The organism is Rhodococcus sp. 05-339-2 (assembly GCF_002258965.1).
Lineage (GTDB): Bacteria > Actinomycetota > Actinomycetes > Mycobacteriales > Mycobacteriaceae > Rhodococcoides.
The window spans coordinates 1-25270 of the sequence record NZ_NOYW01000020.1 but is presented as its reverse complement, the minus strand read 5'-3'; the positions used below and the strand labels follow the sequence as shown (position 1 = coordinate 25270).

The 25270-nt window shown below is 65.3% G+C and carries 26 protein-coding genes; 9 read left to right on the top strand and 17 right to left on the bottom strand.

Features of this window, described 5'->3' with window-relative positions; genetic code table 11:
* Positions 1 to 20 precede the first annotated feature (20 nt).
* The 4 genes from CH273_RS22950 to CH273_RS22935 are packed head-to-tail and all read right to left on the bottom strand — an operon-like array spanning position 21 to position 4043.
* On the bottom strand, positions 21 to 851 hold the full coding sequence (locus CH273_RS22950; protein ID WP_032397618.1) for a glycosyltransferase family 2 protein: 831 nt from the start codon (positions 849 to 851) through the stop codon (positions 21 to 23).
* The gene (locus tag CH273_RS22945) at positions 848 to 1855 is read right to left on the bottom strand and encodes a glycosyltransferase (RefSeq protein WP_032397619.1); all 1008 of its coding nucleotides are present in this window, start codon (positions 1853 to 1855) and stop codon (positions 848 to 850) included. Before CH273_RS22945 ends, CH273_RS22950 begins: the two co-directional genes overlap by 4 nt.
* The gene (locus CH273_RS22940; RefSeq protein WP_032397620.1) at positions 1852 to 2961 is read right to left on the bottom strand and encodes a glycosyltransferase; all 1110 of its coding nucleotides are present in this window, start codon (positions 2959 to 2961) and stop codon (positions 1852 to 1854) included. The genes CH273_RS22945 and CH273_RS22940 overlap by 4 nt, the downstream gene beginning before the upstream one ends.
* Positions 2958 to 4043 (bottom strand): glycosyltransferase family protein, encoded by a 1086-nt coding sequence (locus tag CH273_RS22935; RefSeq protein ID WP_052050217.1) that lies wholly within the window; start codon positions 4041 to 4043, stop codon positions 2958 to 2960. The genes CH273_RS22940 and CH273_RS22935 overlap by 4 nt, the downstream gene beginning before the upstream one ends.
* A gap of 168 nt (positions 4044 to 4211) precedes the next feature.
* On the opposite strand from CH273_RS22935, the gene CH273_RS22930 reads away from it, so the two are divergent.
* From CH273_RS22930 to CH273_RS22915, 4 genes are all read left to right on the top strand, one after another.
* Positions 4212 to 5147, top strand: a complete 936-nt coding sequence (locus CH273_RS22930; RefSeq protein ID WP_032397622.1) for a WcbI family polysaccharide biosynthesis putative acetyltransferase — start codon at positions 4212 to 4214, stop codon at positions 5145 to 5147.
* Positions 5144 to 7465 carry a glycosyltransferase gene (locus CH273_RS28300; protein WP_230596993.1) on the top strand — a complete coding sequence of 774 codons (2322 nt, stop codon included), beginning with the start codon at positions 5144 to 5146 and terminating at the stop codon, positions 7463 to 7465. Before CH273_RS22930 ends, CH273_RS28300 begins: the two co-directional genes overlap by 4 nt.
* A gap of 85 nt (positions 7466 to 7550) precedes the next feature.
* Entirely contained in the window at positions 7551 to 7781 is a 231-nt protein-coding gene (locus CH273_RS22920; protein ID WP_230596994.1) for a hypothetical protein, read from the top strand.
* 13 nt (positions 7782 to 7794) lie between these two features.
* Complete coding sequence (locus tag CH273_RS22915; RefSeq protein ID WP_052050219.1) at positions 7795 to 8619, top strand: CDP-alcohol phosphatidyltransferase family protein; 825 nt, start codon at positions 7795 to 7797, stop codon at positions 8617 to 8619.
* Here CH273_RS22915 and CH273_RS22910 read toward each other — a convergent pair.
* Together CH273_RS22910 and CH273_RS22905 are read right to left on the bottom strand one after the other, a co-directional pair.
* Positions 8567 to 9403 (bottom strand): YihY/virulence factor BrkB family protein, encoded by an 837-nt coding sequence (locus tag CH273_RS22910; protein ID WP_052050223.1) that lies wholly within the window; start codon positions 9401 to 9403, stop codon positions 8567 to 8569. The genes CH273_RS22915 and CH273_RS22910 overlap by 53 nt on opposite strands.
* Positions 9404 to 9442: 39 nt before the next feature.
* On the bottom strand, positions 9443 to 9835 hold the full coding sequence (locus CH273_RS22905; RefSeq protein ID WP_032398274.1) for an OsmC family protein: 393 nt from the start codon (positions 9833 to 9835) through the stop codon (positions 9443 to 9445).
* A 212-nt stretch (positions 9836 to 10047) separates the two neighbouring features.
* Here CH273_RS22905 and CH273_RS22900 point away from each other — a divergent pair, with 212 nt between their 5' ends.
* Positions 10048 to 11001, top strand: a complete 954-nt coding sequence (locus CH273_RS22900) for a hypothetical protein (protein WP_032397623.1) — start codon at positions 10048 to 10050, stop codon at positions 10999 to 11001.
* A 65-nt stretch (positions 11002 to 11066) separates the two neighbouring features.
* On the opposite strand, the gene CH273_RS22895 is transcribed toward CH273_RS22900, so the two are convergent.
* Positions 11067 to 12248: a zinc-dependent alcohol dehydrogenase gene (locus tag CH273_RS22895; protein WP_032397624.1), complete on the bottom strand. Its 1182-nt coding sequence runs from the start codon at positions 12246 to 12248 to the stop codon at positions 11067 to 11069.
* A 125-nt stretch (positions 12249 to 12373) separates the two neighbouring features.
* Here CH273_RS22895 and CH273_RS22890 point away from each other — a divergent pair, with 125 nt between their 5' ends.
* Positions 12374 to 13381, top strand: coding sequence for an iron-containing redox enzyme family protein (locus CH273_RS22890; protein WP_032397625.1), 1008 nt, complete (start codon positions 12374 to 12376; stop codon positions 13379 to 13381).
* On the opposite strand, the gene CH273_RS22885 is transcribed toward CH273_RS22890, so the two are convergent.
* Both CH273_RS22885 and CH273_RS22880 read right to left on the bottom strand, forming a co-directional pair.
* The gene (locus tag CH273_RS22885) at positions 13363 to 13527 is read right to left on the bottom strand and encodes a CDGSH iron-sulfur domain-containing protein (RefSeq protein ID WP_082074008.1); all 165 of its coding nucleotides are present in this window, start codon (positions 13525 to 13527) and stop codon (positions 13363 to 13365) included. The two genes, CH273_RS22890 and CH273_RS22885, sit on opposite strands and share 19 nt — an antisense overlap.
* 46 nt (positions 13528 to 13573) lie before the next feature.
* Entirely contained in the window at positions 13574 to 14260 is a 687-nt protein-coding gene (locus tag CH273_RS22880) for a HemK2/MTQ2 family protein methyltransferase (RefSeq protein ID WP_032397627.1), read from the bottom strand.
* A 202-nt stretch (positions 14261 to 14462) separates the two neighbouring features.
* Between CH273_RS22880 and CH273_RS22875 the strand changes: the two genes are divergently transcribed.
* Entirely contained in the window at positions 14463 to 14885 is a 423-nt protein-coding gene (locus tag CH273_RS22875) for a hypothetical protein (RefSeq protein WP_143546259.1), read from the top strand.
* Between the two features lie 47 nt (positions 14886 to 14932).
* Entirely contained in the window at positions 14933 to 16132 is a 1200-nt protein-coding gene (locus CH273_RS22870) for an NAD(P)/FAD-dependent oxidoreductase (RefSeq protein WP_032397629.1), read from the top strand.
* On the opposite strand, the gene glsA is transcribed toward CH273_RS22870, so the two are convergent.
* The gene (gene glsA, locus CH273_RS22865) at positions 16088 to 17335 is read right to left on the bottom strand and encodes a glutaminase A (protein ID WP_032397630.1); all 1248 of its coding nucleotides are present in this window, start codon (positions 17333 to 17335) and stop codon (positions 16088 to 16090) included. The two genes, CH273_RS22870 and glsA, sit on opposite strands and share 45 nt — an antisense overlap.
* Before the next feature lie 114 nt (positions 17336 to 17449).
* Between glsA and CH273_RS22860 the strand changes: the two genes are divergently transcribed.
* On the top strand, positions 17450 to 18448 hold the full coding sequence (locus CH273_RS22860; protein ID WP_032397631.1) for a fumarylacetoacetate hydrolase family protein: 999 nt from the start codon (positions 17450 to 17452) through the stop codon (positions 18446 to 18448).
* Between the two features lie 4 nt (positions 18449 to 18452).
* Here the strand turns inward: CH273_RS22860 and CH273_RS28295 are convergent, their stop codons facing one another.
* The 7 genes from CH273_RS28295 to CH273_RS22825 form a co-directional block, all read right to left on the bottom strand.
* Entirely contained in the window at positions 18453 to 18587 is a 135-nt protein-coding gene (locus CH273_RS28295) for a hypothetical protein (RefSeq protein ID WP_254923937.1), read from the bottom strand.
* 151 nt (positions 18588 to 18738) lie between these two features.
* Entirely contained in the window at positions 18739 to 20919 is a 2181-nt protein-coding gene (gene katG / locus CH273_RS22850; RefSeq protein WP_230597033.1) for a catalase/peroxidase HPI, read from the bottom strand.
* Positions 20920 to 20998: 79 nt separating this feature from the next.
* Positions 20999 to 21478 (bottom strand): Fur family transcriptional regulator, encoded by a 480-nt coding sequence (locus tag CH273_RS22845; protein WP_032397634.1) that lies wholly within the window; start codon positions 21476 to 21478, stop codon positions 20999 to 21001.
* A gap of 157 nt (positions 21479 to 21635) precedes the next feature.
* Positions 21636 to 21905 carry a metal-sensitive transcriptional regulator gene (locus CH273_RS22840; RefSeq protein WP_032397635.1) on the bottom strand — a complete coding sequence of 90 codons (270 nt, stop codon included), beginning with the start codon at positions 21903 to 21905 and terminating at the stop codon, positions 21636 to 21638.
* A 52-nt stretch (positions 21906 to 21957) separates the two neighbouring features.
* Complete coding sequence (locus tag CH273_RS22835) at positions 21958 to 22377, bottom strand: DUF302 domain-containing protein (RefSeq protein WP_032397636.1); 420 nt, start codon at positions 22375 to 22377, stop codon at positions 21958 to 21960.
* Positions 22378 to 22401: 24 nt separating this feature from the next.
* Positions 22402 to 24555, bottom strand: a complete 2154-nt coding sequence (locus CH273_RS22830; protein WP_032397637.1) for an MMPL family transporter — start codon at positions 24553 to 24555, stop codon at positions 22402 to 22404.
* 166 nt (positions 24556 to 24721) lie between these two features.
* Positions 24722 to 25186 carry a MarR family transcriptional regulator gene (locus CH273_RS22825; protein WP_052050232.1) on the bottom strand — a complete coding sequence of 155 codons (465 nt, stop codon included), beginning with the start codon at positions 25184 to 25186 and terminating at the stop codon, positions 24722 to 24724.
* Positions 25187 to 25270: the final 84 nt, after the last annotated feature.

The window sequence follows — 25270 nt, the reverse complement described above, 5'->3', positions numbered from 1 at the left end:
CGGCCGAAATTGGACCCAGCCTAAACGAATCGGTCGGCCGTGCGGCGAATCCGGGAGCCGTCGAACTCGACGAGGCCGCGAGCGGCGAAGGCGTCGAGCCAGCCGATCATCGGCCACCGACCCCATCGATCGAAGAACGTGCGCGCGTTGGTGACGATGTCGTCGAGATGTTCCACCGGAGGATCGGAGACCGGATGGAACTGGTGGTAGGCGTGCGCCCCGCCGACCCACCGCAACCCGATGCCCGACGCCTCCGCGGTCGCTGCGAAATCGGTGTCCTCACCGCCGTAGCCGGTGTAGTCCTCGCAGAAGCCGCCGAGTTCGGCCCAGGTCGCCGCCCCGACTGCGAAGGACAGCGACCAGAACAGGTCGAAGTTGTCTCCGTGCTCGACGGTGTCGACCGGTGGATTCGGCCGCGCCGGATGCGGCGCGGTCAGCGAGTTCAGGACCTCACCCTCGGCACCGATGTCCTTCTCTTTCAGGTAGGTCACCGGACCACAGAGCAGCGATCGCTCGTTGCCGGGCAGTGTTGCCGCACGCCGGTATCGCCCGATCGTCTCCGGACCGGGGATGCAGTCCACGTCCAGGAACACCAGCAACTCCGCGCCGCGATCGATTGCCGCGGCCGCACCCAGATTGCGGGCACCCGCCAGCGGCAGCGGATGCTGCGCAGGCATCTCGAGACAGGTGGCGGGCGAACCGGTTCGGTCGAGCAGGTCGGCAATCGTGTTGTCGCCCATGGACACGACGACGTGCTCGACCTGCTCTGCGGTCGATGTACCCAGACCACGCATCTGCGCGGCCAAGTGCTCGTGTCGTCCGGACACCACGGTGACGACGACGGTCTTCACTGTCGCACCGCGCGAGGTGCGGCCTGCTCGATCGCCCTGGCGGCGCGGGCAGGTGCACCCGCGGTACGCAATGCCGACCACCGACCGCCACCGATGTCGAGAGCGCGGTTCGCCGCTGCGTGCCACCGCGCGACGGACGGCCACGTATCGAGCACCTCGGCGACCGACCCGTGGGCCAGGGCCCGTCCGGTGGCCGACTGTTCTTCGAAGGGTCGAGCCTGCGGCACGACGATGGCGGGCACGCCCGAGGCGGCGACGTCGGCGACGGCGTTCTGGCCGGCGTGCGTGACGACGAGTGCTGCCGAACACAACACCGGCCACACGTCGTCCACCCAGTCGCCCCCTGCCACGCCGAGTGCGCGGAACTCGAATCGGGCGTCCACCGCCGACCACGAGTCAACAAGGTCTCGGGTCAGCTCCGTGCCACCGGCGGCACCCAGAACCACCACCGTCGGATCGGCATGGGCAGTGACTCGCTCGCGCTCGGCGAATCGACTGATCGAGCCGGCATAGGTGGTCTTCTCCGCGAAGGGACGCAGCCAGGTCGGGTCGTAGACCTCGCGTGACCACGGCGCGACGATGTGGGTCGCCGCGCGATAGGCGAGGTCGTGAATCGGATCGTCCCGCTCCCCGGGTATTGCCATCACGATCACCCGAACACCCATCAGTCGCAAGAACATCGCCACTTCCACCGATACGTCGACCACCACCGCTCGCGGCCGCTCGCGCGCCACCCACTCCGCGATGATCGCCATCCGCTCGGTCAGACCGTCCACGTCGTGAGGTGCCCAGTGCAGCACCCCTCCGGCCGAACTGTCCTCCGCGGCATCACTTTCGACGGAATCGTCGACGTCGAGCGGAAGCGAGATCCACTCGGCCGCCGCATGCGTTGCCGGTCGAGCGCGCGAGGACAGCACCGTCATCGGCTCTGCCATCGACCGCGCAATGGCATCGGAACGGGTGATGTGACCGACCCCGTGGTGGTGCGCGTAATACCCGATCATGCGATCGCGAGCCGGTCGTCGAGCTTGTCCGCAGCCGCAGCCAGTGTCGAGTGGTACAGGGCCTCGTACTCGTCCACCATCCGATCCATCGAGCACACCTGCTCCGCGCGCGCGCGGACGTCCGACCTTCTCAGCGCTGCCGCCGCGGGGATCGCCGCCGCGAGGCCGTGTACGTCGTCGGCCGCTACCAGCACTCCCGACGATGCATCGACGATCTCCGGTATGCCGCCTCGTGCGAACGCGGCGACCGGAGTGCCGCAGGCGAGTGCTTCCGCCACCACCAGGCCGTACGGCTCGGACCAGACCGGTGAGACGAGCGCTACCTCGGCACCGGCCACCAACGCCGCCAAAGCGGGCTGATCGAGGTGACCGACGTAGCGGATGTTCTCGTCGAGCATCGGCTCGACGAACTCGTGGAAATACTCGAGATTGCTCAGCGGTCCGGCGATACGCAGCGAGCGGCCTGCTTCCTTCGCAGCCGCAATGGCCAGGTGCACCCCTTTCTCGGGGACCACCCGACCCGACCACACCACGTAGTCTCCGCCGGTACCGAACGGCCAGTCCGCCAGGGAGATTCCGTTGCGAATGACGACGGTCCCGGCGGTGACATCGGCCCACTGCGAGGCGGCGAACTCGCTGACCGCGGCAAACGTGTTGGCACCGGGAGGGGCCAGCGCAACTGCAGACTCCAGCCACGCGAACGGCGGTGTGTGCAGTGTCGTCACCATCGGTACCGACAGCGTCGCCGACATCGCCAGCGGCAGGTAGTGCAGGCTGTGGTTGTGCACGATGTCGAAGGACCGAGACAGAGTTCCGGCGAGTTCGAGCATCACCGCCAGATACGCATGATGCTCACGAATCGCGGTGGGTGTGATCGCGACGTCGGCGATGGAGATCGGCGTCAGATCCAACGTCCGCACCGGTAGCAGGGTCGCATCGAGGTCGACGCTCGACCCGTCCGCAGCGAACAGACTCACCTGATGCCCGCGCTCGGTGAGCGCACGCACCAGGTTGTAGACATGTGCCTCCAGGCCGCCCGCGAAAGGCTGTGCCACCGGAAAACTCGATGACGCCAGCACCGCGATGCGAAGTGGGTTCTCGTTCAACGCATCTCCTTGATCACTGCTGAATAGATCGCCGCATGAGTTGCTGCGATTCGTTGTCGTTGTTCTGATCTGGTTCCGGAATCGACTGCCGGAACGCGTTCTGCGTGCGATGCCCGCACGGCAGAGACGAGCGAGGCGGGATCGAACGAGTCGATGCCCATCCGGAAGCTGTGCACCCGCGCCTGATCTGCGTAGAAGCCGCAGTCGGATGCGACGACGGCGGTACCGAGGTCGCGGCAGGCCTCGAGCCAGCCCGAGTGTGTTCCGAATCGATACGGCAGCACCGAGACATCGATCGACGACAGATAGTCCCAGAGCGCGTCGTCGTCGAAACGTCGGTGCACGCGTACGTCGACGTCGGGAAAGCTGTTGTAGTCCAGCAGCTTCGCGCCGACCGTCGGGTTGTACCAGTGGCTGGAGTGCTCGAAGACGTCCTCGTCGATGTCCAGTCTCACCGTTGCGTCGGGTAGCGCCCGAGCGGCCTCGACCACAGCGTCCATCACTGCCAACGCGTCGATGTTGGACCTCAGATTCTTGGCATGGACACCGATGACGAACGAATCCGACACCGGGCGCGGGAGTGCCATCCGCTCGAGCGGCACGACGTGCGGATGCTCGACCACCGTTGCCTCGACGCCCCACCGATCGTGAATCCGAGCAGCAGCACCCGCGGTGAGGGTGATGACGGCGGCGGCCGCGCGAACCAGTACGTCCAACTGCCGCAGGTGATCGGCGTTGTCCGCGAAATGGGGATTGTGCAGGTCGTGGACCGTCAGGACCAACGGCTGCCGGTGGGCGCGTAGATGGTCGACGGTACGGGTGAGCTCGCCCGGGGAAAAGGACTCGAACCCGAAATGCACGTGCAGCACGTCGAAGTCCACGTCAGTCTGTTCGGCAAGCCAACGAGCATCGAGCAACCGTGGAGGCCACCACTGGTCGGGTACGTCGACTCGAACAGGGGCCGGATCGGGCAGCACGATCACCGACGGTTCGGCCGACGCCGCGTGTGCGGAGTCGCCGACGACGGGCTGCAGGTGTCGGACATAGGCGTGCGAGGACGGAACCGATGCAACGCGAATCATGAATTCCTTCGGGTTCAGGCAGGTGGATCGTGCCTGTTCCCGACACGCGATACGTAGTCAGTACCCAGTTGCACCCAGGTTCAATCGGGGTTGGCGAAGCCCGTCCCCCGGGTCTACGTTGACGAGAGAATGGTCCAACACGAACGAGCACACGACGTCGGGGCAAGCATGGACGGGCGCACCCGCCACTACGGCGACTTCTACGGCATATCGAACGAGCCGAGTCGCTCCGAGCACGACGGACCGCTCCTCCTCGTCTGGGGAAATTGCCAGGCCGAGGCGCTGCGCATCCTCCTTGCCTCCGATCCGGCCATGCCGATGCGGACCGTCCGCATACCACCGGTGCACGAACTCGAATCCTCCGATCTGCCCCACGTCGACCGACTCGTGCGGCAGGCGTCGGTGCTGCTCACCCAACCGGTTCGAGCCGGCTATCGGTCGCTGCCCCTGGGCGTGCCCGATCTGGTCGACGCGCTACCGCGCGACGCCACCGTGGTGCGTTGGCCGGTGCTCCGATATTCGGGGTTGCACCCCTTCCAGGTCATCGTTCGCCACCCCAGTGCCCCGGCTGCAGTTCCGAACATGGTGCCCTATCACGACTTGCGCACGATCCTCGCGGTCCATCGCGGCCTCGGCAGCGACGCGGACTGGGACGTTCCGGTCTCGGAGGACGGTCTACGTCGGGCAGCCGATGCGAGTCTCGACGAGTTGCGTCGACGCGAGGACCGAGACACCGATATCGTTGCGTCCGATCTGTTTCGAGACGCGGGCCGCCATGCCACCCACACGATCAACCATGCGACCAACGTGGTGCTCACCGGCCTGGCTCAGCGAGTACTCGACCACCTGAACATCGGTAGCACGGTGCGGGATCCAGGGCGGGAGCTGCTCGGAGGTGTTCGCGCGCCCGTCGAGGGTCGAGTGCTGAATGCGCTCGGCCTGCACGGCGATCCACGGCCGAACTGGTCGGTCGACGGCTCCGACCTGACGCCGGATTCCGTTCACCGCGCTCACCTGCAGTGGTACGCAGCTCGTCCCGAATTCGTCGGCGCGGCCCTCGAACGACACGCCGAGCTGATCCGAACCCTGGAGCTGGCACCGTGACCGGACCGGTACATCATCTGGTGGTGGGACCGAACGAGCACGGTGTCGTCCGCTGCGCCCGCGAATTGGCCTCCGCAACAGCCAGTCCGGTGATCTCCGACCTCGAGCATCCTCCCTCCGACACGGCACTCCACGTGCACTTCACCGACCGGCTGTTCGGACGTAACGCAACCGAGGCCGCAGACGCATTCGCCGCGCTCGCCGAACGCCATCGAGCGCCCATCACCGTCACGGTCCACGATGTGCCGCAGGCATCCGACGGCCACGCATTCGAGGCGCGGAAGGACTGCTACCGACGGGTGATCGACTGCGCGGCAATCGTGGTGGTCTCCAGCATGCACGAGCGACTACTGCTCGAGGACATCCTGGATCGCCGGCACGACGTTCGGGTCATCCCGCTCCCGATCGGACGCGCGGCGGAGCGGACAGCGGACGGCGTCGCCCCGCGAAAGGTCGTCGGTGTACTCGGGTTCGTCTATCCGGGTAAGGGGCACGAGGAGGTACTCGGTGCCATGACGTCGCTGGACACCGACGTCGACGTTCTCTCCATTGGTTCCGCGTCACCGGGACACGAATCCATGATCGACGAACTCGGTTCTGCTGCAGAGCAACTCGGCCGATCGTTCACCTCGACCGGTTTCGTTCCCGACGCCGAGCTGGACGAGATCCTGCGGTCGGTCGCCATTCCCGTTGCGTTCCACCGACATGTATCGGCATCGGGTTCGATCAATTCCTGGATCGCGGCAGGCCGTCGACCGCTCGTCCCGCGGGGTCGGTACGTGGAGGAGATGGAGACCAACTCCCCCGGGGCCCTGTGGATTCACGACAATTCGATCGAGGGCCTCGCCGCTGCGATGGCAGAGGCTCTACGCCATCCCGACATGACATGGCAGCAGCACGACGTGGTCGCCTACCCAACGCTCGAGCAGGCGGCCGTGCTGTACCGCGCATTGTTCGACGAACGGCGTGCGAAAGCGGCGAAGGAGCTGCCCGACGGCCGGTGGGTGGTACCGGGCAATCGGTGGGATCTCGCCCCGTCTGTCGATCGCAACCCGCGAGTGTCCGTGGTGATTCCGTACTTTCGTCAGCAGCGTCAGCTGGAGTTCGTACTCACTGCGCTGACGTTGCAGAGCTACCCGGCCACCCTGCTCCAGGTGATCGTCGCCGACGACGGGTCGCCCGACGCGCCGGACGTCGATACCTTCCTGCCCGCTCTCGACATCACCGTCGTTCGACAGAAGGATCGCGGCTTCCGTGCGGCGGCGGCGCGCAATCTCGGTGCATCGGTCGCCGACGGGGAGATTCTGTGTTTTCTGGACGCGGATACGGTCCCCGAACCCGAGTACATCGCGGAGTCGGTGCGGCTGACCGGGGCAGTTCCCGATGCGCTCACCGTGGGTCGGCGACGCCACGCCGATCTGACGGGCTGGACCGCCGAGGACGTGGCCGGGTGGTTCGGCGGAGGTTCGCACGGACCGCCGGAACTGTCGGAGCCGGGGTGGCTTCGGGACGGGTACTCGCGCTCACGCGACTTGCTCGATGCCGATCGACGTTCGTACCGATTCGTCATCAGCGCCGTGATGTCGTGCAGCCGTGAATTGTTCTCCGACATCGGTGGATTCGACGAGACCTTCGTCGGATACGGCGGAGAGGACTGGGACTTCGCGCATCGCGCGTACGACGCCGGTGCCGTCCTGGCGCACCTGCCTGCCGCCGTCGCCTGGCACGACGGACCCGAATGGGCCGAGCGTACGGGCGGGGATCGGGAACGCAAGAACCTCGAAGCGCTGATGCTGTCTTCCCGCATCACCGACCCGGCCGCTCGTACCCACGGTCTCGTCTATGCCGTGCCCGAGACGATCGTGATCGTCGATGCAACCGGACACAGCTCGGCGTCACTGCTGTCCACCGTCGGATCGGTTCTGCGCCAACATGACTGCGCGGTGTGGATCGACGGTCCCGACGCAGCGTCGTTGCGAGAGCAGTGGGGTGACGTCGACCCGCGCATTCGTTCGGGTCCGCCCGGCGACACCGGCCGCAGCCATGTCGTCGTGCACGTGCGCGGACTCGTACTGTTCGGTGAGCACTCTCTGCGCCGCATGCTGGCAACCGGTGCCGATCGTATGACCGTGGACGTCGGCGGCAGCGGCGTCGTCGAGTGTCGCAGTTCGCGTTCGCGGGCGCGTGCGGCGCGGTGGGCCGATGCACTCGGTCGTGATCCGCTCGACGTGGCCGAGGATCTCTTCGGGCACATGCACCGCACAGCCGTCGAGTTCGGGATCTCGACCAGTGAGCATCAACCGGATCTGTCCTGGTGACGTCGAATACGGCGCGGCGGCGACTGATGGAAGAATATGTATCGGCGGTCGTCGGGGACGACGGAACAGCAAGGTCGGGTGGACGATGAACAGAACGCTGTATTCGATGCTCTGGATGATGGCGATCATCGCTCTCATTGCATTGATCTGGGGCACAGTCGGTTACGTGTACGCCGATGAACACCCACTGCGCCGTGCGGCGTTCGTCGGTGGCGGAGTACTGATCTCGGGATGGCTCATCGTGCTCGCAGCCGTGGGCATCAAGATCTCGCGACTGAAAGCGCGCCGCAGAGCGAGCAATTCCGAGAACGACTGACGAGTCCGCCGAGGTGCGGATTGAGAACGCCGTGGGCGGGTACTCCGCTTCGAAGTCTCGACGCGCAACAGCCGGTCACCTGCTCGTCGAGTTCCTCTCAGTCAGTGGCGAGCAAGGGTTCTCGATGGTCAATCAGCGCAGTACGTCGCAGCAGCACGGAACGTCGGCACGGCCGGCGACTCGCGACGAGTATCTGTCGACGTGGTCGACACTGCACAACGGCATCGATCCTTCCTCGTCCGCGTTGGTCTCGGGTTGGCTTCGCGTGGTCTATTCGCTGAGCGCGCCGCTGGTTCGCGCGTCCGTCTCCGCCCACGCCGTCACCCTCACCGCCGTGGTCGTGGCAGGGGCTGCAGTGGCGCTGTCGCGACCCGGTACCTCCGCACCGTTGATCGCGGCGCTGCTCATCGTGATCTCCGGCCTGCTGGACGGCATCGACGGCGGGGTCGCGATGATCGGCCGTTCCCAATCTCAGTGGGGGTACCTGCTCGACACCGTCGCCGATCGCTGCAGCGACCTGCTGCTGTTGGCGAGCGGTCTCGCTCTGGGTGCCCCGATGCCGCTCGTCGTGGCGGTCGGCGTGGTGACGTTGCTGCACGAGATGGCCCGTGCCCGCGCGGTGGGTTCCGGCATCGAGGACGTCGGCTTCCTGACGATATGGGAGCGTCCCTCGCGGGTGATCGCGGCTGCGGTCACGGCGACGGTCGCCGGGGCAGCGCCTGCTGCTGCGGGAACGTCGGCGACCATCGGGATGTCGGTGACGTGCGCGCTCGCGGCCGTCGGGTTCACCCAGTTGATGTTCGGGTTGCATCGTCGAGCCGATCGAATTCGGCGGTGACCAGCCAGCCGGCGAGTGCCAGTACATGGAACACGAACATCCACAACATGATTGCGACCCCGCCGCCGATCGCGGTGAGGCCTCCGAACGGCGCACCCAGGTCCACCGGTATCGCCAGGAACAAGATGAATCCGTGTACGAATCCGGTGACGATGGACGAGGTGACGAGTGATCCGACCATCAACGCCCGCCAGTTCACCGCGCGTGGCGCGATCACGCGATAGGTCCATGCCAGGGGGACCGACAGGATCACCCACAGGCAGTTGAAGCCGAGGAACACGCGCAGCGTCATGGCACCGATTCCGCCGCCGCCGGTCGACGCGTCGAGCAGTCGCGCGACGCAGAGGACCCCGGCCAGCAAGACCGGTGCGGCGGCGAAGAACGGGACCATCGCCAGTCGACCCCGCCAACCGGTGAACGACTCTCGTGTCGGTGCGAACCGCACGATGGCCCGGCGCAGGCCCTCCCCGTAGAACGTCGCGGGAAAGATGGCGATCAGGATACCGATCGGACCGAGTTCGATTCCGGCCGTGGCCAATCCATCCACCGCCGCGCGAGCACCCAGGGCGTCGGGCAACAACGCCGACATGGCGTCGAACCCGCCGCGTACCCAGTCCGCCGACACCAACAGGGTGCAGGCGCGGATGGTCAGCAGCAGTAGCGGCACCACAGCGATGACGGCGTAGAAGGTCAAGCCGCCCGCGATCAAGGTGGTGTCCTCGCGGGCGAACCCGGCTTTGATCGCGCCGACTCCGCGCGTGGCCCTCGTGCGTATCGAGGTCATCTCGCGCGAGCACCGAGTAACGCGCCGACCGCAACGGCGTCATTCAAGGGTGATGTCCACACCATCGATGACCTTCAGAAACGGGCAGATCGAGGTTGCCTGCGCCAGTACCGCTTCGGGATCGTCGGTGCCGGGAAGAGATACTGCGAGGGCGAACGTGGCGTCGTAGCCGGATGCATCCGAGTCGGTGAGTACGACGGTGCCCTTCACTGCGAGGTCGTCGACGCTACCGCCGACGGTTCCGAGCGCGATACGCAGAGACTCGACCAGGCAGCTCGACAGAGCGGCAGCCATCAGTTGCTCGGGGTTGGTGTGCTCCCCCGGCCCTCCGAGTTGCTTCGGTTCTCGCACACCGAGGGACAGAACCCCGTCGTCGGAGGTGACTCCCGTCGCGGTGGCAGAGACAGTTGCTGTGTACAGCTCGGTGTTCATCGATGTCGGATGTCCACTCGGCAGCCGATCGAAACCGGCGGAGTCCACGCGCCCGGGTCGAGACCGAGGGGTACGTGTCGATGTTCACACATCGGATACATCAGTTTGACCGAACCTACCGACGGGTAACGCTGCTGCCAGGGCCGAGCATCACGCTGTGACCCACAGGCATCGGCCAGAGCAAACGACCACCGAACCGAAAGGGGAGCACCATGAGCACATCCACGTTGATCGCGCAGTTGCGTGTTGCACTGCAGTTGACGAACACCGAAATTCAGATCGCGGAAACTCGCGTCGTTCAGGCGCGCACCGAGGCGGTACGCAGGGAGTTGACTCAGAACGCCGCGAACGGCCGTGAGCGCGCGGCAGCCATCGAAGAAGCAATCCGCGGACTCGGCGGACTACCCGAACTGGTCGCACCGTTCCTGGGGCGCACACTCGCCGCCGTCAAGACGGTCGCGGAGCAGGCGCAGCCGTTCGACGAGGCCCTGCTGGGCGATCTCGCACTCGAGCAGCAGCTGCTGGGCCGCGCCAAGTACATCAAGGCACTGGCCACGGCAGCTAACGAGCCCACCGTCGTCGCGTTGGCGACCCGGCTGGCCACAGCACACAGCGCAACGGTGGAGTGGCTCGAAACCGTGCTCGCCGAAGACGCACTCGGCGGACCCGCAGCGCTACGCCGCACTCCGTTCCAGGCCGCCACGGGCACCGCAGTCAAGATCGTCAACGCTCCGGCAACCTGGTCGGCCCGCGGTCTCGACCGCGCACTGGACGCAGCCCGAGCCACCCCGGATCGCCTCGCCGCTCTGCTGGGCCGCGGAGCTCACGCCGGTGACGTGGCAGTCAAGACGCTGACGGCGAGCCGCGATGCAGCACTCGAGGCAGCCGAGGACGTCACTCGTAGCGAGGGAGTCGACACCGTCGCCGACGCGATCCACACCGCACGGTCGGCCAGCGGAACCCTGGATGCCGACGAGCTGCCGATCGCGGACTACGACGACCTGAACGTCTCGGACGCCGTTGCCGCCATCAAGGACCTCACGAACCCGACCGACGTTCGCACCGTCGTGGCGTACGAAGAGGCACACAAGAACCGCCACGGAGTCGTGTCCGCAGGACAGACGCGCGTGGCAGCAATCGCCAAGGACGTCATCTCGGTCGACTGACCTTCTGCGAATACCGATGCGGCCCGTGAACTTCCGGGCCGCATCGCTGTATTCGAAGCAACCCGCTAGGGCTTGAGCAACACCTTGATGGCACCGTCCTGCTTCTTCTGGAAGATCTCGTATGCGTGCGGGGCTTCGTCGAGCGAAAGCTCGTGTGTGGCAAACGAATCGACACCGAGCGGGTCGTCGTCGCCGAGCAGCGGCATGATGTCGTCCACCCACCTCTTGACGTTCGCCTGGCCCATGCGGAGCTGAATCTGCTTGTCGAACATGGTCATCAGCGGCAGCGGATCGGCCATACCGCCGTACACACCGATGATCGAGATGGTTCCGCCGCGTCGAACGATGTCGATCGCAGAGTACAGCGCGCCCAGTCGATCGACACCGGCCTTCTGCATCATCGGCGCAGCAACGGCATCGGGGAGCATGCCGACGATCTGCTGAGCGAGTTTGCCGACCGGAGATCCGTGCGCTTCCATGCCCACCGCATCGATGACGGAATCGGTACCCCTGCCGTCGGTCATCTCACGAATGACGTCGCCGACGCCACCGCTGTGCTCGGCCAGGTTCACCGTCTCGATACCCCGTGCCGCGGCGCGGGCGAGGCGCTCGGGGACCAGGTCGACGGCGATCACTCGTGCGCCCTTGTGCTGCGCGATGCGTGCTGCCATGTCGCCGATGGGCCCGAGACCGAGAACCGTCACCGATCCCCCGTCGGGAATCGCCGCGTACTCGACCGACTGCCAAGCGGTGGGCAGTACGTCGGAGAGGTATACGAATCGCGAATCCGGCGGTCCCTCCGGCACCTTGATGTGCGTGAACTGCGCCTGCGGCACACGGAGGTACTCGGCCTGCCCACCGGGGACCTGACCGTAGAGCTTGGAGAAGCCGAACAGTGCCGCGCCCATTCCCTGTTCGCGAACCTGTGTGGTCTCGCACTGGGTGTACAGGCTCGAATTGCACATGTAGCAGTGTCCGCACGAGATCTGGAACGGAATGACCACTCGGTCTCCGACTGCCAGATCGCCTGTCTGCGACCCAACTTCCTCGACGATGCCCATCGGCTCGTGCCCCAGAACGTCACCTTCGTCCATGAAGGCTCCGAGCGTTTCGTACAGATGCAGGTCCGAGCCGCAAATGTTGGTGGTCGTGATCTTCACGATCGCGTCCGTCGGAAGCTCTATCCGCGGATCGGGAACGGTGTCGACGCTGACTTTTCTCTTGCCCTGCCAGGTCACTGCGCGCATGACGTCCTTCCATCGAAGCGACTTCGAAGTTCGATGTCGCTGCACTGCGCATTGCCTGTTGTGACAGGTCACAAACACATATGCCTGCAGTGGTTGGTACCGCCCGGCAGCGGGTAGCCACCACTATGACCGCGTTGTTCTCAGTCGATCCGTCCACCGCTCGATCTCCCGCCCTACCCACCCCCTGCGGGCCGATCTCGGAAGCCGTCACCCGGTCGCTGGCCGCGGGTGTGCCGACCGGAACCCCGGTGATGCCCGATCCGATCGAGGCCGATCCCACGTCCCGAGACGCGCAACTCGCGCTTCTGATCTGCTACGAACTGCACTACCGCGGGTTCGAGGGCGTGGACGACGCCTGGGAGTGGGACCCCGAGCTCCTCCGCCTACGAGGAGGGCTGGAATCCGCTTTTCTGCGATACGTGCGAGAGAACGTGGAACCCGGCACCGACGCAGTCGCGGAGATGGACGCGCTGTCGATCGAAGCGACCTCGGGGAGCGGCCCCTCGTGGTTCCTTCGCGACGAAGGTTCGTGGGAGCAGATGCGCGAGTACTTCGTGCATCGGTCCGTCTACCACCTCAAGGAAGCCGACCCGCACGCGTGGGCCATCCCCCGTCTGACGGGCCAGACCAAGGCCTCCTACGTCGCGGTCGAATTCGATGAGTACGGCGGCGGCAAGGGCGACCGCCTGCACCAGCATCTGTGGGCCGAATCGATGGTGGCGGCCGATCTCGATCCGACGTATCTCGGTTATGTCGATCGCGTCCCGGCACAGACACTGGCCTGGGTCAATCTCATGTCGTTGTTCGGTTTGCATCGGGGGCTGCGCGGTGCCACCGTGGGCCACTTGGCGGCAACCGAGATCACGTCGTCGCCCGGCTCGCAGCGCTACGTGCAGGGACTGCAGAGGCTCGATGCACCGTCGGCATGCATCGCGTTCTACGCCGAGCACGTCGAGGCGGACGCCGTGCACGAGCAGGTGCTACGTCACGATGTGGTCGGCACTCTCCTTCGCCACGAGCCCGAACTCGAAGCAGATGTGGTGTTCGGAATGCGCGCACTGGATTTCGTCGAGAACGAACTCGCCGACCACGTGATGCGGCGATGGTCGGCCGGTCAGTCCTCGCTGGACTGAGAGGGTCGCCTCTTCGCGCGGTGGCTCGTGTCGCACAGCGGATAGCTCTTGCTCCGCTTGCACGTGCACACCGCAACGACGAAGCGGTCCGACTCCACTTTCGTGCCGTCGTCGAGTTCGATGTTCACCGGTCCGTCGATCAGCATCGGGCCACCACGAACGATTCTCACCGTCGTCCGCTTGCCGGCCGAGTCATCGCTTGTCGCCACGAATCACCACCAACTCCTCCGTTCGACGCCCCGGAGCCAACAGACCGCGGGCTTCGAGCCACTCGGCACGGCGGTGCATCACCGGGCCGAAATCGATGGATTGCCTGCTCTCTTCGACGACCGAGAATCCGTTGTCCGCGAGCATGGCGACGGTGCGTCGCGGCCCCGAGAACTCGGAATGTACGACCAGCAGTATCCCACCCGGAACCAACAGCGAGGCGGCTGCCAGACACAGCGGGTCGAGCACCATGCGGCCGTCCTCGCCTGCGTCCCAGGCCCGGTGAAGCCCCATTCCGGTCGGCTCTACCTCGGACGGAACGTACGGAGGATTGCACAGCACGACGTCGAACGATTCGAGTGCGTCCGCCTCGGCAAGGGAACCCAACCTGACGTCCACCTCGACGCCCACCGAGCGCGCGTTGCGCTGCGCGCAGTCGACGGCCCGTGCGGAAATGTCGAACGCGACGACCTCACGCGCACCCAACAGTGCGGCGGTGATGGCCACGGCACCGCTGCCGGTGCACATGTCGAGCACTCGCGCACCGGGAACGATGCCCGTCGTGGCGGCGATATCGCACAGCAATAGCGAATCCTCCTGCGGTTCGTACACTCCGGGATCGGCGTGCACGGCCGCCAGGGTTCTGGCGGATTCGGTTTCGGCTGTCGTCATCGGCGTGCCTCCCACGGTGTAGCGATCGAAGTCGTATTCCCGTGAGACTCGCAGTCAAACCCGTTGCTGTCTCGATGCTTACGATCCGGCCTCCCGGGGTAGTCCTGTCGAGCGTGGTTGAGGAGTAGCCCGCCGTCCCCGAATGTCGACTGTCGATTTCTCACGTGCACCCGGTGAGGAGTTCGGCTGCACAGGAGTGTCCATGATCGTCGTACCGTCCATTACGCCACGCCTCGCGGAAGTCGTTCCGTCGCTGTCCGAGTCGTCGAGTCTCGAACCCGAGATGACGCTGTCGGTGAACGAGAGCGCGGGTGCCGACATCATCGTGCGAGTGATCGGAACGATCGGTGACGCGGACGTCCCCGTTCTCGCCGAAACACTCGGCGAGGCCGCCGAACGCGGACGCACGTTGATCCTCGATCTGTCCTCGGTGGCAGGCGTCGCCACAGGCGTCCGCTCCGTGCTCGACGCCACCTCCATCCGACTCGGACGATGGAATCAGAAACTGGCAGTGGTGCTTTCACCAGATCTGCAGCAGTCCGTCATCGGTCTCGTACCGGAGCGAGTCGACGTTCGTCGCTCGACGACCGAGTCCGTGGCGGCACCGGTAGCAGACACCAGGTGATCCGTTCGGCGACGGTATGGCCTGTCGATTCGCGAGAGGTGTCGTAAGTGACCACCCCGAGCAAGACCTACGACGTGCTCGTCGTCGGCGGAGGCAACGCAGGCATCAGCGCGGCTGCGCGACTGCTGAAGAAGGGCATCTCCGACGTCGCTGTCATCGAGCCCGAGCACGTGCACACGTACCGTCCACTGCTGTCCTACGTGGGCTCCGGTCAGGCAGCGCTGACCGAGGCGGAACGCACACAGCGTTCGGTGATTCCAACCGGATGCGTCTGGCTGGAAGACTCGGTGACAGCGATCGATCCGGTGAACCGTCTGGTGCGATGCACGTCCGGCAGGGCGTACGGCTATCGAGACCTCGTTCTCGGCCAGGGTCTCGTGGTGGACACCGACGCCCTGCCCGGAGTACACGCGGCACTCGAATTCCCCGGTGTTGCAAGCAATTACCTCGACCGAGCAGAAGCCACCTGGCAACTGACACGCGACCTCCCCGTCGGCAGCAGTGCTGTGTTCACAGTGCCCCGCCCACCGGTGGGCTGTACCGGCACCACGCTCAAGCCGTTGTTTCTCGCAGCGGACCACTGGATGCGCAGCGGGCGCCTGCCAGGAATCGACATCACACTGGTGGTGGATCGACATCGAATGTTGGGCAATCCCGAGCTCGACGCCATCGTCGTCGGGCGACTACGCGAGCTCGGCGTGCGAATACTCCCCCGCACCGCAGTGACGGCTCTGCATCCGGAGACCGGACACATCACCGTCACGGACAACGACGGCGTCGACGATCGCATCCGCTACGACATGCTGCACCTCGTACCGCCGTTCCGCGGTCCGACGTGGCTGGAGGAGTCGAACCTGACCGGATCTGCGGCGCACGGTGTCGTCGACAACGACGGTCGGACTCTGCGCCACCGGGTGTATCCGGAGGTCTGGGCCGCGGGTGACGGAGCAGCCATCGACACCGACTCCTCGGGTGGCGCACTGCGCAAACAGATTTCGATTCTCGTCGACAATCTGATCGCAGCGCGTAGCGGGAAACCGTTGTCGGAGTACGACGGCTACACCGTTGCCCCCATCGCCGTCGGCGCACACAGCTTGATCGCCGCCGAGTTCGACCGCACCGGAACCCTGACGCCGTCGTTGCCGTCGTTCCTCGATTCGCTGAAGCCGAGGCGCTCGGCCTGGGCCTTCGACCGATACGGCCTACCGCTGTCCTACTGGAACATGATTCTCGCCGGCCGACTCTGACCGGTCGGGCGACTCCATGAATCCGTCGGGGTCGTGAGCGACGACCCGATGTCCGTCGTCGTCCAGGGCGCGAAACGCATCGCGCAGGAGCCGTCGAGCCGCGCCGTCCATGGCACGTACCTCACTGAAATCGACTGTAGTACAGGTGTTTTCGCCGACATCGGCGACCAAACGGGACGTGACCGCCTCTGCACCCGCGAACCGAAGATCGCCCTGCAGCTCCACGGTGGTCACGCCGTCCGCCTCGGTCACGCTGCGGATGGCCGATTCACCGCTGGGCGCGACGTTCATCATGTGCAGGCCCAGATCGCGCGAGAGTCTCTCGAACACCGCCACCCCGCGCACACTGTTGCCATGCTCGTTCAGTCTGGGTGAGACGACGGCAATACCCACCTGACCCGGCAACACACCGATGATCGCCCCGGCCACCCCGCTCTTGGCGGGTATACCCACGGTCGCGAGCCAGCTGCCACTGCCGTCGTACATTCCACAGGTCGCCATGACCGCCAGTACGTGACGATCGATCGCCGAATCGAGTGTCTGCTCGCCCGTCCGAGGATCTTTGCCGCCGTTCGCCATCACCGCGGCGATCCGGGCCAGGTCGTTACAGGTCACGGTCACCGCACACTGACGCGCATAGCCGTCGACGACATCGGCGGGCTCGGCTCCGAGGTGGCCGACCGACTTCAGCAGGTGCGCGATCGCGGTGTTCCGGTCGTCGGATTTGAGTTCGGCCTCGTACACCTGACGGTCGACGGAGAGTTCGCGGCCTGCCATCCTGCTCAGAAGGTCCGACATTCGCCCCGCCCGCTCTTCGCTCCCGTGGCCTCGAATCATCGAATGCACTGCCAGCGCACCGGCATTGATCAACGGGTTCCGCGGCCTTCCGGTCTCGACTTCCAGCGAAATCTCGTTGAACGAGTCGCCCGACGGTTCGACGTCGACGGCCTCGAGCACCGCCTCGATGCCGTTGTCCTCGATGGCGAGCGCATACGCGACCGCTTTGGCTATCGATTGGATCGAGAATTCGGTGTCGGTATCGCCCGCTCCGTGCAGCGATCCCCCGACGGTGGCGAGTGCGACCGCGAACGTGTCGGGATCCGCCGAGGCCACTACCGGGTTGCCCTCGGTCACGGTCCCGCCGTCGAACTCTCGACAGTCCTCCAACACGGATGCGAGGTATTCGGGAACAGGCGATCTCATGTGTCCACGCTAGTCCTCGACGAACAGGCCTTGACATCGCGGCCGTACTGCCGCTTACACTCCTGGTTCCTCAACCGTTGTAGGGCCCCCTCCCGCGAAGATCGGATTCCTGACGTGCGATTGCGACGCCTGATCGCTGCCGACTCGACAGATCGTCTGGCCGTGTACGCACCCGAGTTCGGTGCCTGGGTCGATCTCGATGCTGCAGTGTCGACGCTGGGTGCCGACGAGGCTCTGCGCCCACTCACCCGCACGGTGCTCGGATTTCTCGACGCCGGCGAACGTGCGCGCGACTCGGCTCGGTCCGTGGTGCAGCGCGCGGTGTCCGAGGGAGTTGCGGTGATCGACCGACCGGCACCGACACTGCCGGTGGTTCCTGCGTCGCTTCGGTGCTTCCTCGGCTGGGAGGCGCACTGGGATCTGGCTGCGCACAACCTGGTTCGCCGCAACCTCCCGAGAGCGGTCCCCTTCATCCGCGGGTTCGAGGCCGTCACACGGGCGACGTTTCCTGCACTCCGTCCGGGACCGGGATTCGACGACCATCCGGTCTACTACACGGGCAATCACCTCACCGTCGTCGCCGACGAAGCTCCGGTCGAGTGGCCGTCCTACAGCCGGGCACTGGATTTCGAGCTCGAGTTCGGAGCCGTGGTGACCAGGCCCGTTCGCGATGTGTCCGAGCGGGAAGCCACCGCAGCGATCGGTGGGTACGTGGTGTTCGACGACATCAGTGCTCGCGACACCCAGTGGGAGGAGCAGCGCCGCACCCCGTTCGGCCCGGTGGTCAAGACCAAGACCTTCGCCAGCTCCATGGGAGCCGACATCGTCACCGCCGACGAGGTGTCACCGTATCTGGACTCGTTGACGGCCACCGTGACGGTCGACGACGAAGTGTGGTCGACCACGGGCACCGCAGGCATGCGGTACTCGATCGGAGAATCACTCGCGTACGCCAGTCGCGGCGAGAACGTCTACCCCGGTGAGTTGTTGACCTCCGGCACGCTTCCCCGCGGATGCGGCCTGGAGCTCGACCGCTGGATAGCCCCGGGCGATCGCGTCGAACTGAGCATCGAACGGATCGGATCGGTTACCAACACGATCGGTACTCGCTGAGGATTCAGCGCTCGATGTCGGATTTGTCGGTGGAGGCATCCTGGAACATCTCCAGGAACGACCCGAAGCCGGATGCTCCCTTGCGTGATTCGTCCATGTTGTGGTCGACGGCTCCTGCCGCCCCCTCGTCGTGTGTCATGTCTTGTAGCTTGCCGCTCGCGAATTGCAGCGAGCCGGGGACCGAGGACACGAATCGGCAACGAAAGGTCACGGACCGGTAACGACGAACTCGAAGCTATGGATGGATCGAGCACGGTTTCCATCCATAACTTCGAGTTCGGTAGAGAAGGTCAGGCCAGCTCGAACCGATCGAGCATCATGACCTTGTCCCACGCCGCCACGAAGTCCTGAACGAACTTGTCCTTGGCGTCGTCGCAGGCGTAAACCTCGGCGAGAGCGCGCAATTCGGAGTTCGATCCGAACACCAGGTCGTTACGGGTTCCGGTCCACTTCGTCTCACCGGTCGCGGCATCCTTGGCCTCGTAGATGCCGTCCTCAGCGGTGGGGACCCATTCGGTGCCCATGTCGAGGAGGTTGACGAAGAAGTCGTTGGTGAGCGTTCCGACCTTGTCGGTCAGGACGCCGTGCGACGACTTTCCGAAGTTGACTCCGAGCACACGCAGTCCGCCGACCAGCACGGTCATCTCGGGTGCGCTGAGCGACAACAGGTTTGCCCGATCGACGAGGGAGTACTCCGCCGGAAGCTTCTGGCCCTTACCGAGGAAGTTACGGAAACCGTCCGCCTTGGGCTCGAGGTCGGAGAACGAATCGACGTCCGTCTGCTCCTGCGTCGCATCCATGCGGCCCGGGGTGAACGGAACGCTGACTCCCGCCGCTTTCTCCAGTGCGGCAACGCCGCCGAGGACGACGAGGTCGGCGAACGAGACCGTCCCGGAGAACGACTGCTGGATGCCTTCGAGCACGCGGATGACCTGTGCGATCTCGTCGGGCTCGTTGACCTCCCAGCCTGCCTGCGGCTGCAGACGCAGACGGCCACCGTTGGCACCGCCGCGCTTGTCGCTGACGCGGAACGACGACGCCGCGGCCCACGCAGCCGAAATCAGCTGATCCTGAGTCAGTTCGGAGTCGAGGATCGTCTGCTTGAGCTCGGCGATCTGCGCCTCACCGATCAGCTCGTGATCGACGGCCGGGATCGGGTCCTGCCAGAGCAGGGTCTCCGAGGGAACCTCGGGGCCGAGGTAACGCGACACCGGTCCCATATCGCGGTGGGTGAGCTTGAACCAGGCCTTCTGGAACTCTTCTGCAAGCTCCTCGGGGTGGTCGAGCCAGCGACGGGTGATCTGCTCGTAGATCGGGTCGACACGCATCGCGATGTCGGAGGTCAGCATCGACGGGTGGCGACGCTTGGTGGGATCGGCGGGGTCGGGAACGAGATCTGCGCCCTCACCGTTCTTCGGACGCCACTGGTGCGCGCCTGCGGGGCTCTTGTAGAGCTCCCACTCGAATCCGTACAGCGTCTCGAGGAAGCTGTTGTCCCACTGGGTGGGCGTGGGCGTCCAGATGACCTCGAGGCCACTGGTGATCGCGTCCGCACCGACACCGCTCTGGTAGCTGTTCTTCCAGCCGAGGCCCATCTGCTCGATGGGTGCACCCTCGGGCTCGGCACCGATGTGCTCGTCGGGATCGGCTGCGCCGTGCGTCTTGCCGAACGTGTGCCCACCGACGGCCAGTGCCGCGGTCTCGATGTCGTTCATGGCCATCCGGCCGAAGGTCTCGCGGATGTCCAGCGCGGACTGCACCGGGTCCGGGTTGCCGTTGGGGCCTTCGGGGTTGACGTAGATCAGACCCATTTGCACTGCGGCGAGCGGGTTCTCGAGGCTCGTACGATCACCGTCGTAGCGCTCGTCGCCCAGCCAGGTCTGCTCCGGGCCCCAGTAGACGTCCTCGTCCGGCTCCCAGGCGTCGACGCGTCCGCCGGCGAAACCGTAGGTGGGCAGACCCATCGATTCGATCGCGACGTTGCCGGTGAGCACGATGAGGTCGGCCCAGGAGAGCTTGCGGCCGTACTTCTGCTTGATCGGCCAGATCAGCCGGCGAGCCTTGTCCAGGCTGGCGTTGTCCGGCCAGCTGTTCAGGGGTGCGAAGCGCTGCATGCCCGCTCCGGCACCGCCGCGTCCGTCCTGCTTGCGGTAGGTGCCCGCGGCGTGCCACGCCATGCGGATGAAGAAGGGGCCGTAGTGACCGAAGTCGGCAGGCCACCAGGGCTGCGAGTTGGTCATGAGCGCTTCGATGTCGCGCTTGACCTCGGCGAGGTCGAGGGAGTTGAACTCGGCGGCATAGTCGTAGTCGGCACCCATCGGGTCGCCGACGGCCGGGTTCTTCTTGAGAATCTTGAGGTTCAGAGACTTGGGCCACCACTCGCGGTTGCTACCGCCCTCGACGGGCATCGGCATCGAGTCGTGCATGACGGGACACTTGCCACCCGACTCCTGTGGCTGATCCTCGTTCATCTCTTTTTCGCGTGTTGTGTGATCTTCTGACACGTGCTTCCTTCCAGGGTGTGACGATCGGGCTGTGATCGAGGTCGGTTCACGAACTCTGCTGTGTCCGAGAACCGGGAGGGAACGAAACAGGAGCTGTCGACTGCCGTCGAGCAGTCGAACACTGTGCGCAGAAGCCCCAGTAGATGACTTCCGCCTCGTCGATCGTGAAACCGACGGAGTCCGATGCGGTGAGACATGGCGTTTCGCCCACCGCGCAGTCCACGTCGGCGATGACGCCACAGGAGCGGCACACCGCGTGGTGGTGGTTGTCGCCGACGCGAGACTCGTACCGAGCGGGAGATCCTGCCGGTTCGATTCGCCGCACCAGGCGCGCCGCGGTCAACGCATTGAGCACGTCGTACACGGTTTGCCGCGACACCTCGGGCAGTACCGATCGCACGAGTCCGAGGATCGTGTCGGTGTCTGCATGAGGATTGGATCCGACGACCTCGAGCACCGCGACCCTGGGACGGGTCACGCGCATGTCGGCGGTGCGTAACAGCTCCGCGTACGGTGAGATCGGCATCACAGCAATACTATCCTCCGCTTTTCTGGACAAAGTCAAGTATGCAGACGAATTCGCCGGATGTCGACCTGAACGCCGAACAACAGCGCCGTCACCGAGCAACCGCGACTCCTACTGTTCGCTGTCCCTACACTCCCCGGTTGGATTCGGGACGGGATCAGGCCAGTGCCAGGAACAGCTTCTCCAGTTCGGCCTCGGTCATCGGCTCCTTCTCCCCCGCACTCTCGCCCGTCATGCATTCACGCAGGCCCGTTGCCACGATCTTGAATCCGGCCTTGTCCAGCGCTCTGGAAACAGCAGCGAGCTGAGTGACCACATCCTTGCAATCGCGTCCGTTCTCGATCATCCCGATGACGCCGGCGAGCTGACCGTGCGCGCGCTTGAGCCGGTTCAGTACCAGTGCGATGCTGTCTTCGTCGCCGATCATGTCGATCTCCTCGGTGGTTGCGGTAGTGAACCCGATGGTACCCCCGGGGGCATCAAGCGAGATCGGATCCGGTACCGCCCAGTGCCGCGATCGCCGCCTGCAATTTCACGGTGGCCTCGGAGGCAACGGCACCCAACTCGGGCTCACCGGTGACCTCGACCATGATGGCCGGGTTCATCGCCTCGACGACGACGGACCCCGCTACCGACGTGTTCTCGCGGACCACGACGTTGCACGGCAACAGCAGACCGATCTGCTTCATCACTCCGACGGCGCGATGAGCCAGTCCCGGGTTACACGCGCCCAGGATCACGTAGCGCTCCATGTCCTCGCCGAGCTTGGCCTTCAACGTGGCCTGCATGTCGATTTCGGTGAGAACTCCGAATCCCTGCTCCGACAACGCCTTTCTCGTGCTCTCGATCGCGTCGGCGAAATCGGTGTCGGTCAGTGTGGTGGACAATGCGATGTTCATGATGACTCCTCGAAAATTGTTGTGTCAGTGCGAAAAGCGAATGGAGGGCAGCACCGCACGCAGCCACGCCGGCGACCACCACGCGCCGTGTCCGGTCAGCCGTAGCAGGACCGGAAGCAGGACGAGTCGAACCAGGAACGCGTCGAGCAGTACCGCAACACCCAGGATGATGCCCATCTCTTTCGGGGGCAACGGATCCGACAGTGCGAACGTGAAGAACACTGCCACCATCACCGCCGCGGCAGCAAAGATGACTCGCCCCGAGTGGGCCAAGCCGTCGACCTGAGCAGCCTTGGAATCGCCCGAGCGTTCGTAGTGTTCCTTCGCGGTGGCCAGCAGAAAAACCGTGTAGTCCATGGCGATCGCGAAGATCATCGCGAAGAAGAACACCGGACCCCAGCCGTCCAGGAATCCCTGCGGGGTGAAACCGAGCAGTGACGCGCCGTGGCCGTCCTGGAAGATCAACTTGGCAACTCCGAAGGCCGCCGCCGTGGACAGCAGGCTCACCAGAGTGCCGAGCAGCGCGATCAGCGGAGCCTGCAGCGCCACCAGAAGCAGCACGAAGCCGAGGACCAGGATGATCCCGACGACGATCGGCAGGTAGTCGTTCAGAGCCTGCTGAAGGTCCAGGTTCTCCGCGGGTGCTCCGCCGACGAGTGCCGAATCGGGCAGCGTGGATCGCAGATCGGCGAGAATGGTACCCATCGATTCGTCGGACGGATCCACCGACGGAATTGCTTGCAGCAGAGCAAATCCCGAACCGTCAGCCGCACTCTGTGGCGGAGTCACCATCGAGATCCCGTCGACCCCGGCAGCGGCGGTCGCGGTGCCGAGAGCATCGGCGTCGGGAACCACGATCTGCAGCGCTCCCGGTGCACCCGGCCCGAACTGGGCCTGTACGAGCTCGTAGCCCTGGCGCACCGGTGCGTCCTCCGGCACCACCGCGATCGACGGCATCGCCACCTTCAATCCCAGCACCGGAAGGGCCAGGGCGATCAGAATTCCCACGGAGACCACGGCGAACGGCCACGGGTGCTTGTGCAGCAACTCGCCCCAGGCCGCGAACTTCGGGGATCGATGTTCCTGCCGCTTGGCGTACGGCAACGAGGCGGCATCGACCTTGGAGCCGAGCGCACCCAGTGCCGCAGGCAGCAGCGTCATGGTCGCCAGCAACACGAAGGCAACGGCCAGCATGATTCCGACAGCCATCGTGCGCACCGCAGGCGCGGGGACCAGCAACACTGCGGACAGACTCACCAGCACCGTCAGCCCGGACAACACGACGGCTTTGCCTGCGGTGTCCATGGTTTCGGCCACTGCCGCCCGAGGGTCTGCGTGACGCAACGCATCGCGGAATCGAGCGACGACGAACAGCGCGTAGTCGATTCCCAGCGCGAGCGCGAACATCATCGCGAAGTTCATGGCCCACACCGAGATCGGCGTGACTCCGTTGAGCAGAACGAGACCACCAGCCGATGCGACGAGACCGGCAACGGTGAGCAGCAGCGGCAATCCGGCGGCGACGAGTGATCCGAACGCAAGCACCATGATCGCCAATGTGACCGGCCACGAGAACAATTCGGCTTGGATCATCGCGTCGTGGTTCGCCTGGTTGAAGTCCGACCACAGGGCCGACGAACCGGTGGGGTACACCTCGATTCCGTCGGTCGAGAGCGCGGTCAACCGCTCCTTCACATCGTCGACGGCCTTCACCATCTCGTCGGTCGTGCCGTTCGCCCCGGCGATGACGATGCCGGTTCGGCCGTCCGGGCTGATCGTCATCCCCGGTTGCGGCGCAACGACGTCCCCGAATCTGGTGTCACCGGCGAACACATCGGACACGTCGGCAATCACGTTCCGAACAGCGGGATCGGTGATGGGTTCTGCGTCGGAGTGGACGACCACCTGCACCGCGGCGGAGGAGTTACCACCGAAGTGCTGCTGGGCCAATTCTCGAACCTGAACGGATTCGGATCCGTTCGCCTGCCATCCCGCTCCGGCGAGGGACGAGAACACCGAGGGCGCTAACGAACCGAGGCCGACGAGCGCGATGAGCCACACACCGAACACCCACCGTCGATGGGTCACCATCGCCCCGCCCGCACGGCCGAGTAGGCCCGGCGCGGCTACCGGCCGATCATCCGGTGGACGAAGAACTTCGGCATCACGCAGCGACATGGTGCTCCTATACGGGTGGGGGTATCGATCGGGGCAGACGAACCCCCGGATCGATCGAACGTGCCCACCTTCGCACATACCCAAGGGGGTATGCAAGTACCCCTGGGGGTATCACCTCAGGGGTACTTGCACTCAGAGCCGACGGCCCGGTGTTGTCACCTGCCGGTCAGCGCCGACCGTTCCACTGCTTCTCGATGCCGCGCAACACCTCGAGCGTCCGAGCAGAATCGGCATCGACTGCCATCCTCGACCGAGCGCGTTCGAGCGCACGCTCGGCCCGAGTGACCGCACGGTGCCCCGAGTCGGTGGCCTCGACCATGTACTGCTGCCGATTTCGCGGATTGGCGCTCCGCACCAACAGCCCCGACTCGACGAGACTGGCCGTCGTGGCGGTGATACTCGTCCGGTGCCGCACCAACTCCCGCGACAGCGCACTGTAGGACATCGGCCCTCGCCTGGACACCAGTTCCAGCACCTCGTACCTCGCCCAGCTCAGCCCCTGCGCGTCCAGTGCCTCCGCCAGACGGACCCGCGCGGCCGACGCCATGCGCAGCACCGTGGACACGATTTCGAGCTCGGTGGAATGCACCGGCGAGGTACCACCGTCGAACGATTCAGCGATGGCAGTCATCGGACACTCCCCTACTTGATTTCTGCGAGGACGGTGCCTTGGGTGATGGCGTCGCCTGCGGTGACGGTCAGGCCGGTGATGGTG

Excerpts from the sequence above, each read along its gene's own strand:
- CH273_RS22945 (WP_032397619.1), bottom strand. The coding sequence starts at position 1,855 with ATGATCGGGTATTACGCGCACCACCACGGGGTCGGTCACATCACCCGT.
- CH273_RS22935 (WP_052050217.1), bottom strand. The coding sequence starts at position 4,043 with ATGATTCGCGTTGCATCGGTTCCGTCCTCGCACGCCTATGTCCGACAC.
- CH273_RS22930 (WP_032397622.1), top strand. The coding sequence starts at position 4,212 with ATGGACGGGCGCACCCGCCACTACGGCGACTTCTACGGCATATCGAAC.
- CH273_RS22920 (WP_230596994.1), top strand. The coding sequence starts at position 7,551 with ATGAACAGAACGCTGTATTCGATGCTCTGGATGATGGCGATCATCGCT.
- CH273_RS22910 (WP_052050223.1), bottom strand. The coding sequence starts at position 9,403 with ATGACCTCGATACGCACGAGGGCCACGCGCGGAGTCGGCGCGATCAAA.
- CH273_RS22905 (WP_032398274.1), bottom strand. The coding sequence starts at position 9,835 with ATGAACACCGAGCTGTACACAGCAACTGTCTCTGCCACCGCGACGGGA.
- CH273_RS22900 (WP_032397623.1), top strand. The coding sequence starts at position 10,048 with ATGAGCACATCCACGTTGATCGCGCAGTTGCGTGTTGCACTGCAGTTG.
- CH273_RS22895 (WP_032397624.1), bottom strand. The coding sequence starts at position 12,248 with ATGCGCGCAGTGACCTGGCAGGGCAAGAGAAAAGTCAGCGTCGACACC.
- CH273_RS22890 (WP_032397625.1), top strand. The coding sequence starts at position 12,374 with ATGACCGCGTTGTTCTCAGTCGATCCGTCCACCGCTCGATCTCCCGCC.
- CH273_RS22885 (WP_082074008.1), bottom strand. The coding sequence starts at position 13,527 with ATGCTGATCGACGGACCGGTGAACATCGAACTCGACGACGGCACGAAA.
- CH273_RS22880 (WP_032397627.1), bottom strand. The coding sequence starts at position 14,260 with ATGACGACAGCCGAAACCGAATCCGCCAGAACCCTGGCGGCCGTGCAC.
- CH273_RS22875 (WP_143546259.1), top strand. The coding sequence starts at position 14,463 with ATGATCGTCGTACCGTCCATTACGCCACGCCTCGCGGAAGTCGTTCCG.
- glsA (WP_032397630.1), bottom strand. The coding sequence starts at position 17,335 with ATGAGATCGCCTGTTCCCGAATACCTCGCATCCGTGTTGGAGGACTGT.
- CH273_RS28295 (WP_254923937.1), bottom strand. The coding sequence starts at position 18,587 with ATGACACACGACGAGGGGGCGGCAGGAGCCGTCGACCACAACATGGAC.
- katG (WP_230597033.1), bottom strand. The coding sequence starts at position 20,919 with ATGAACGAGGATCAGCCACAGGAGTCGGGTGGCAAGTGTCCCGTCATG.
- CH273_RS22845 (WP_032397634.1), bottom strand. The coding sequence starts at position 21,478 with ATGCCGATCTCACCGTACGCGGAGCTGTTACGCACCGCCGACATGCGC.
- CH273_RS22840 (WP_032397635.1), bottom strand. The coding sequence starts at position 21,905 with ATGATCGGCGACGAAGACAGCATCGCACTGGTACTGAACCGGCTCAAG.
- CH273_RS22835 (WP_032397636.1), bottom strand. The coding sequence starts at position 22,377 with ATGAACATCGCATTGTCCACCACACTGACCGACACCGATTTCGCCGAC.
- CH273_RS22830 (WP_032397637.1), bottom strand. The coding sequence starts at position 24,555 with ATGTCGCTGCGTGATGCCGAAGTTCTTCGTCCACCGGATGATCGGCCG.
- CH273_RS22825 (WP_052050232.1), bottom strand. The coding sequence starts at position 25,186 with ATGACTGCCATCGCTGAATCGTTCGACGGTGGTACCTCGCCGGTGCAT.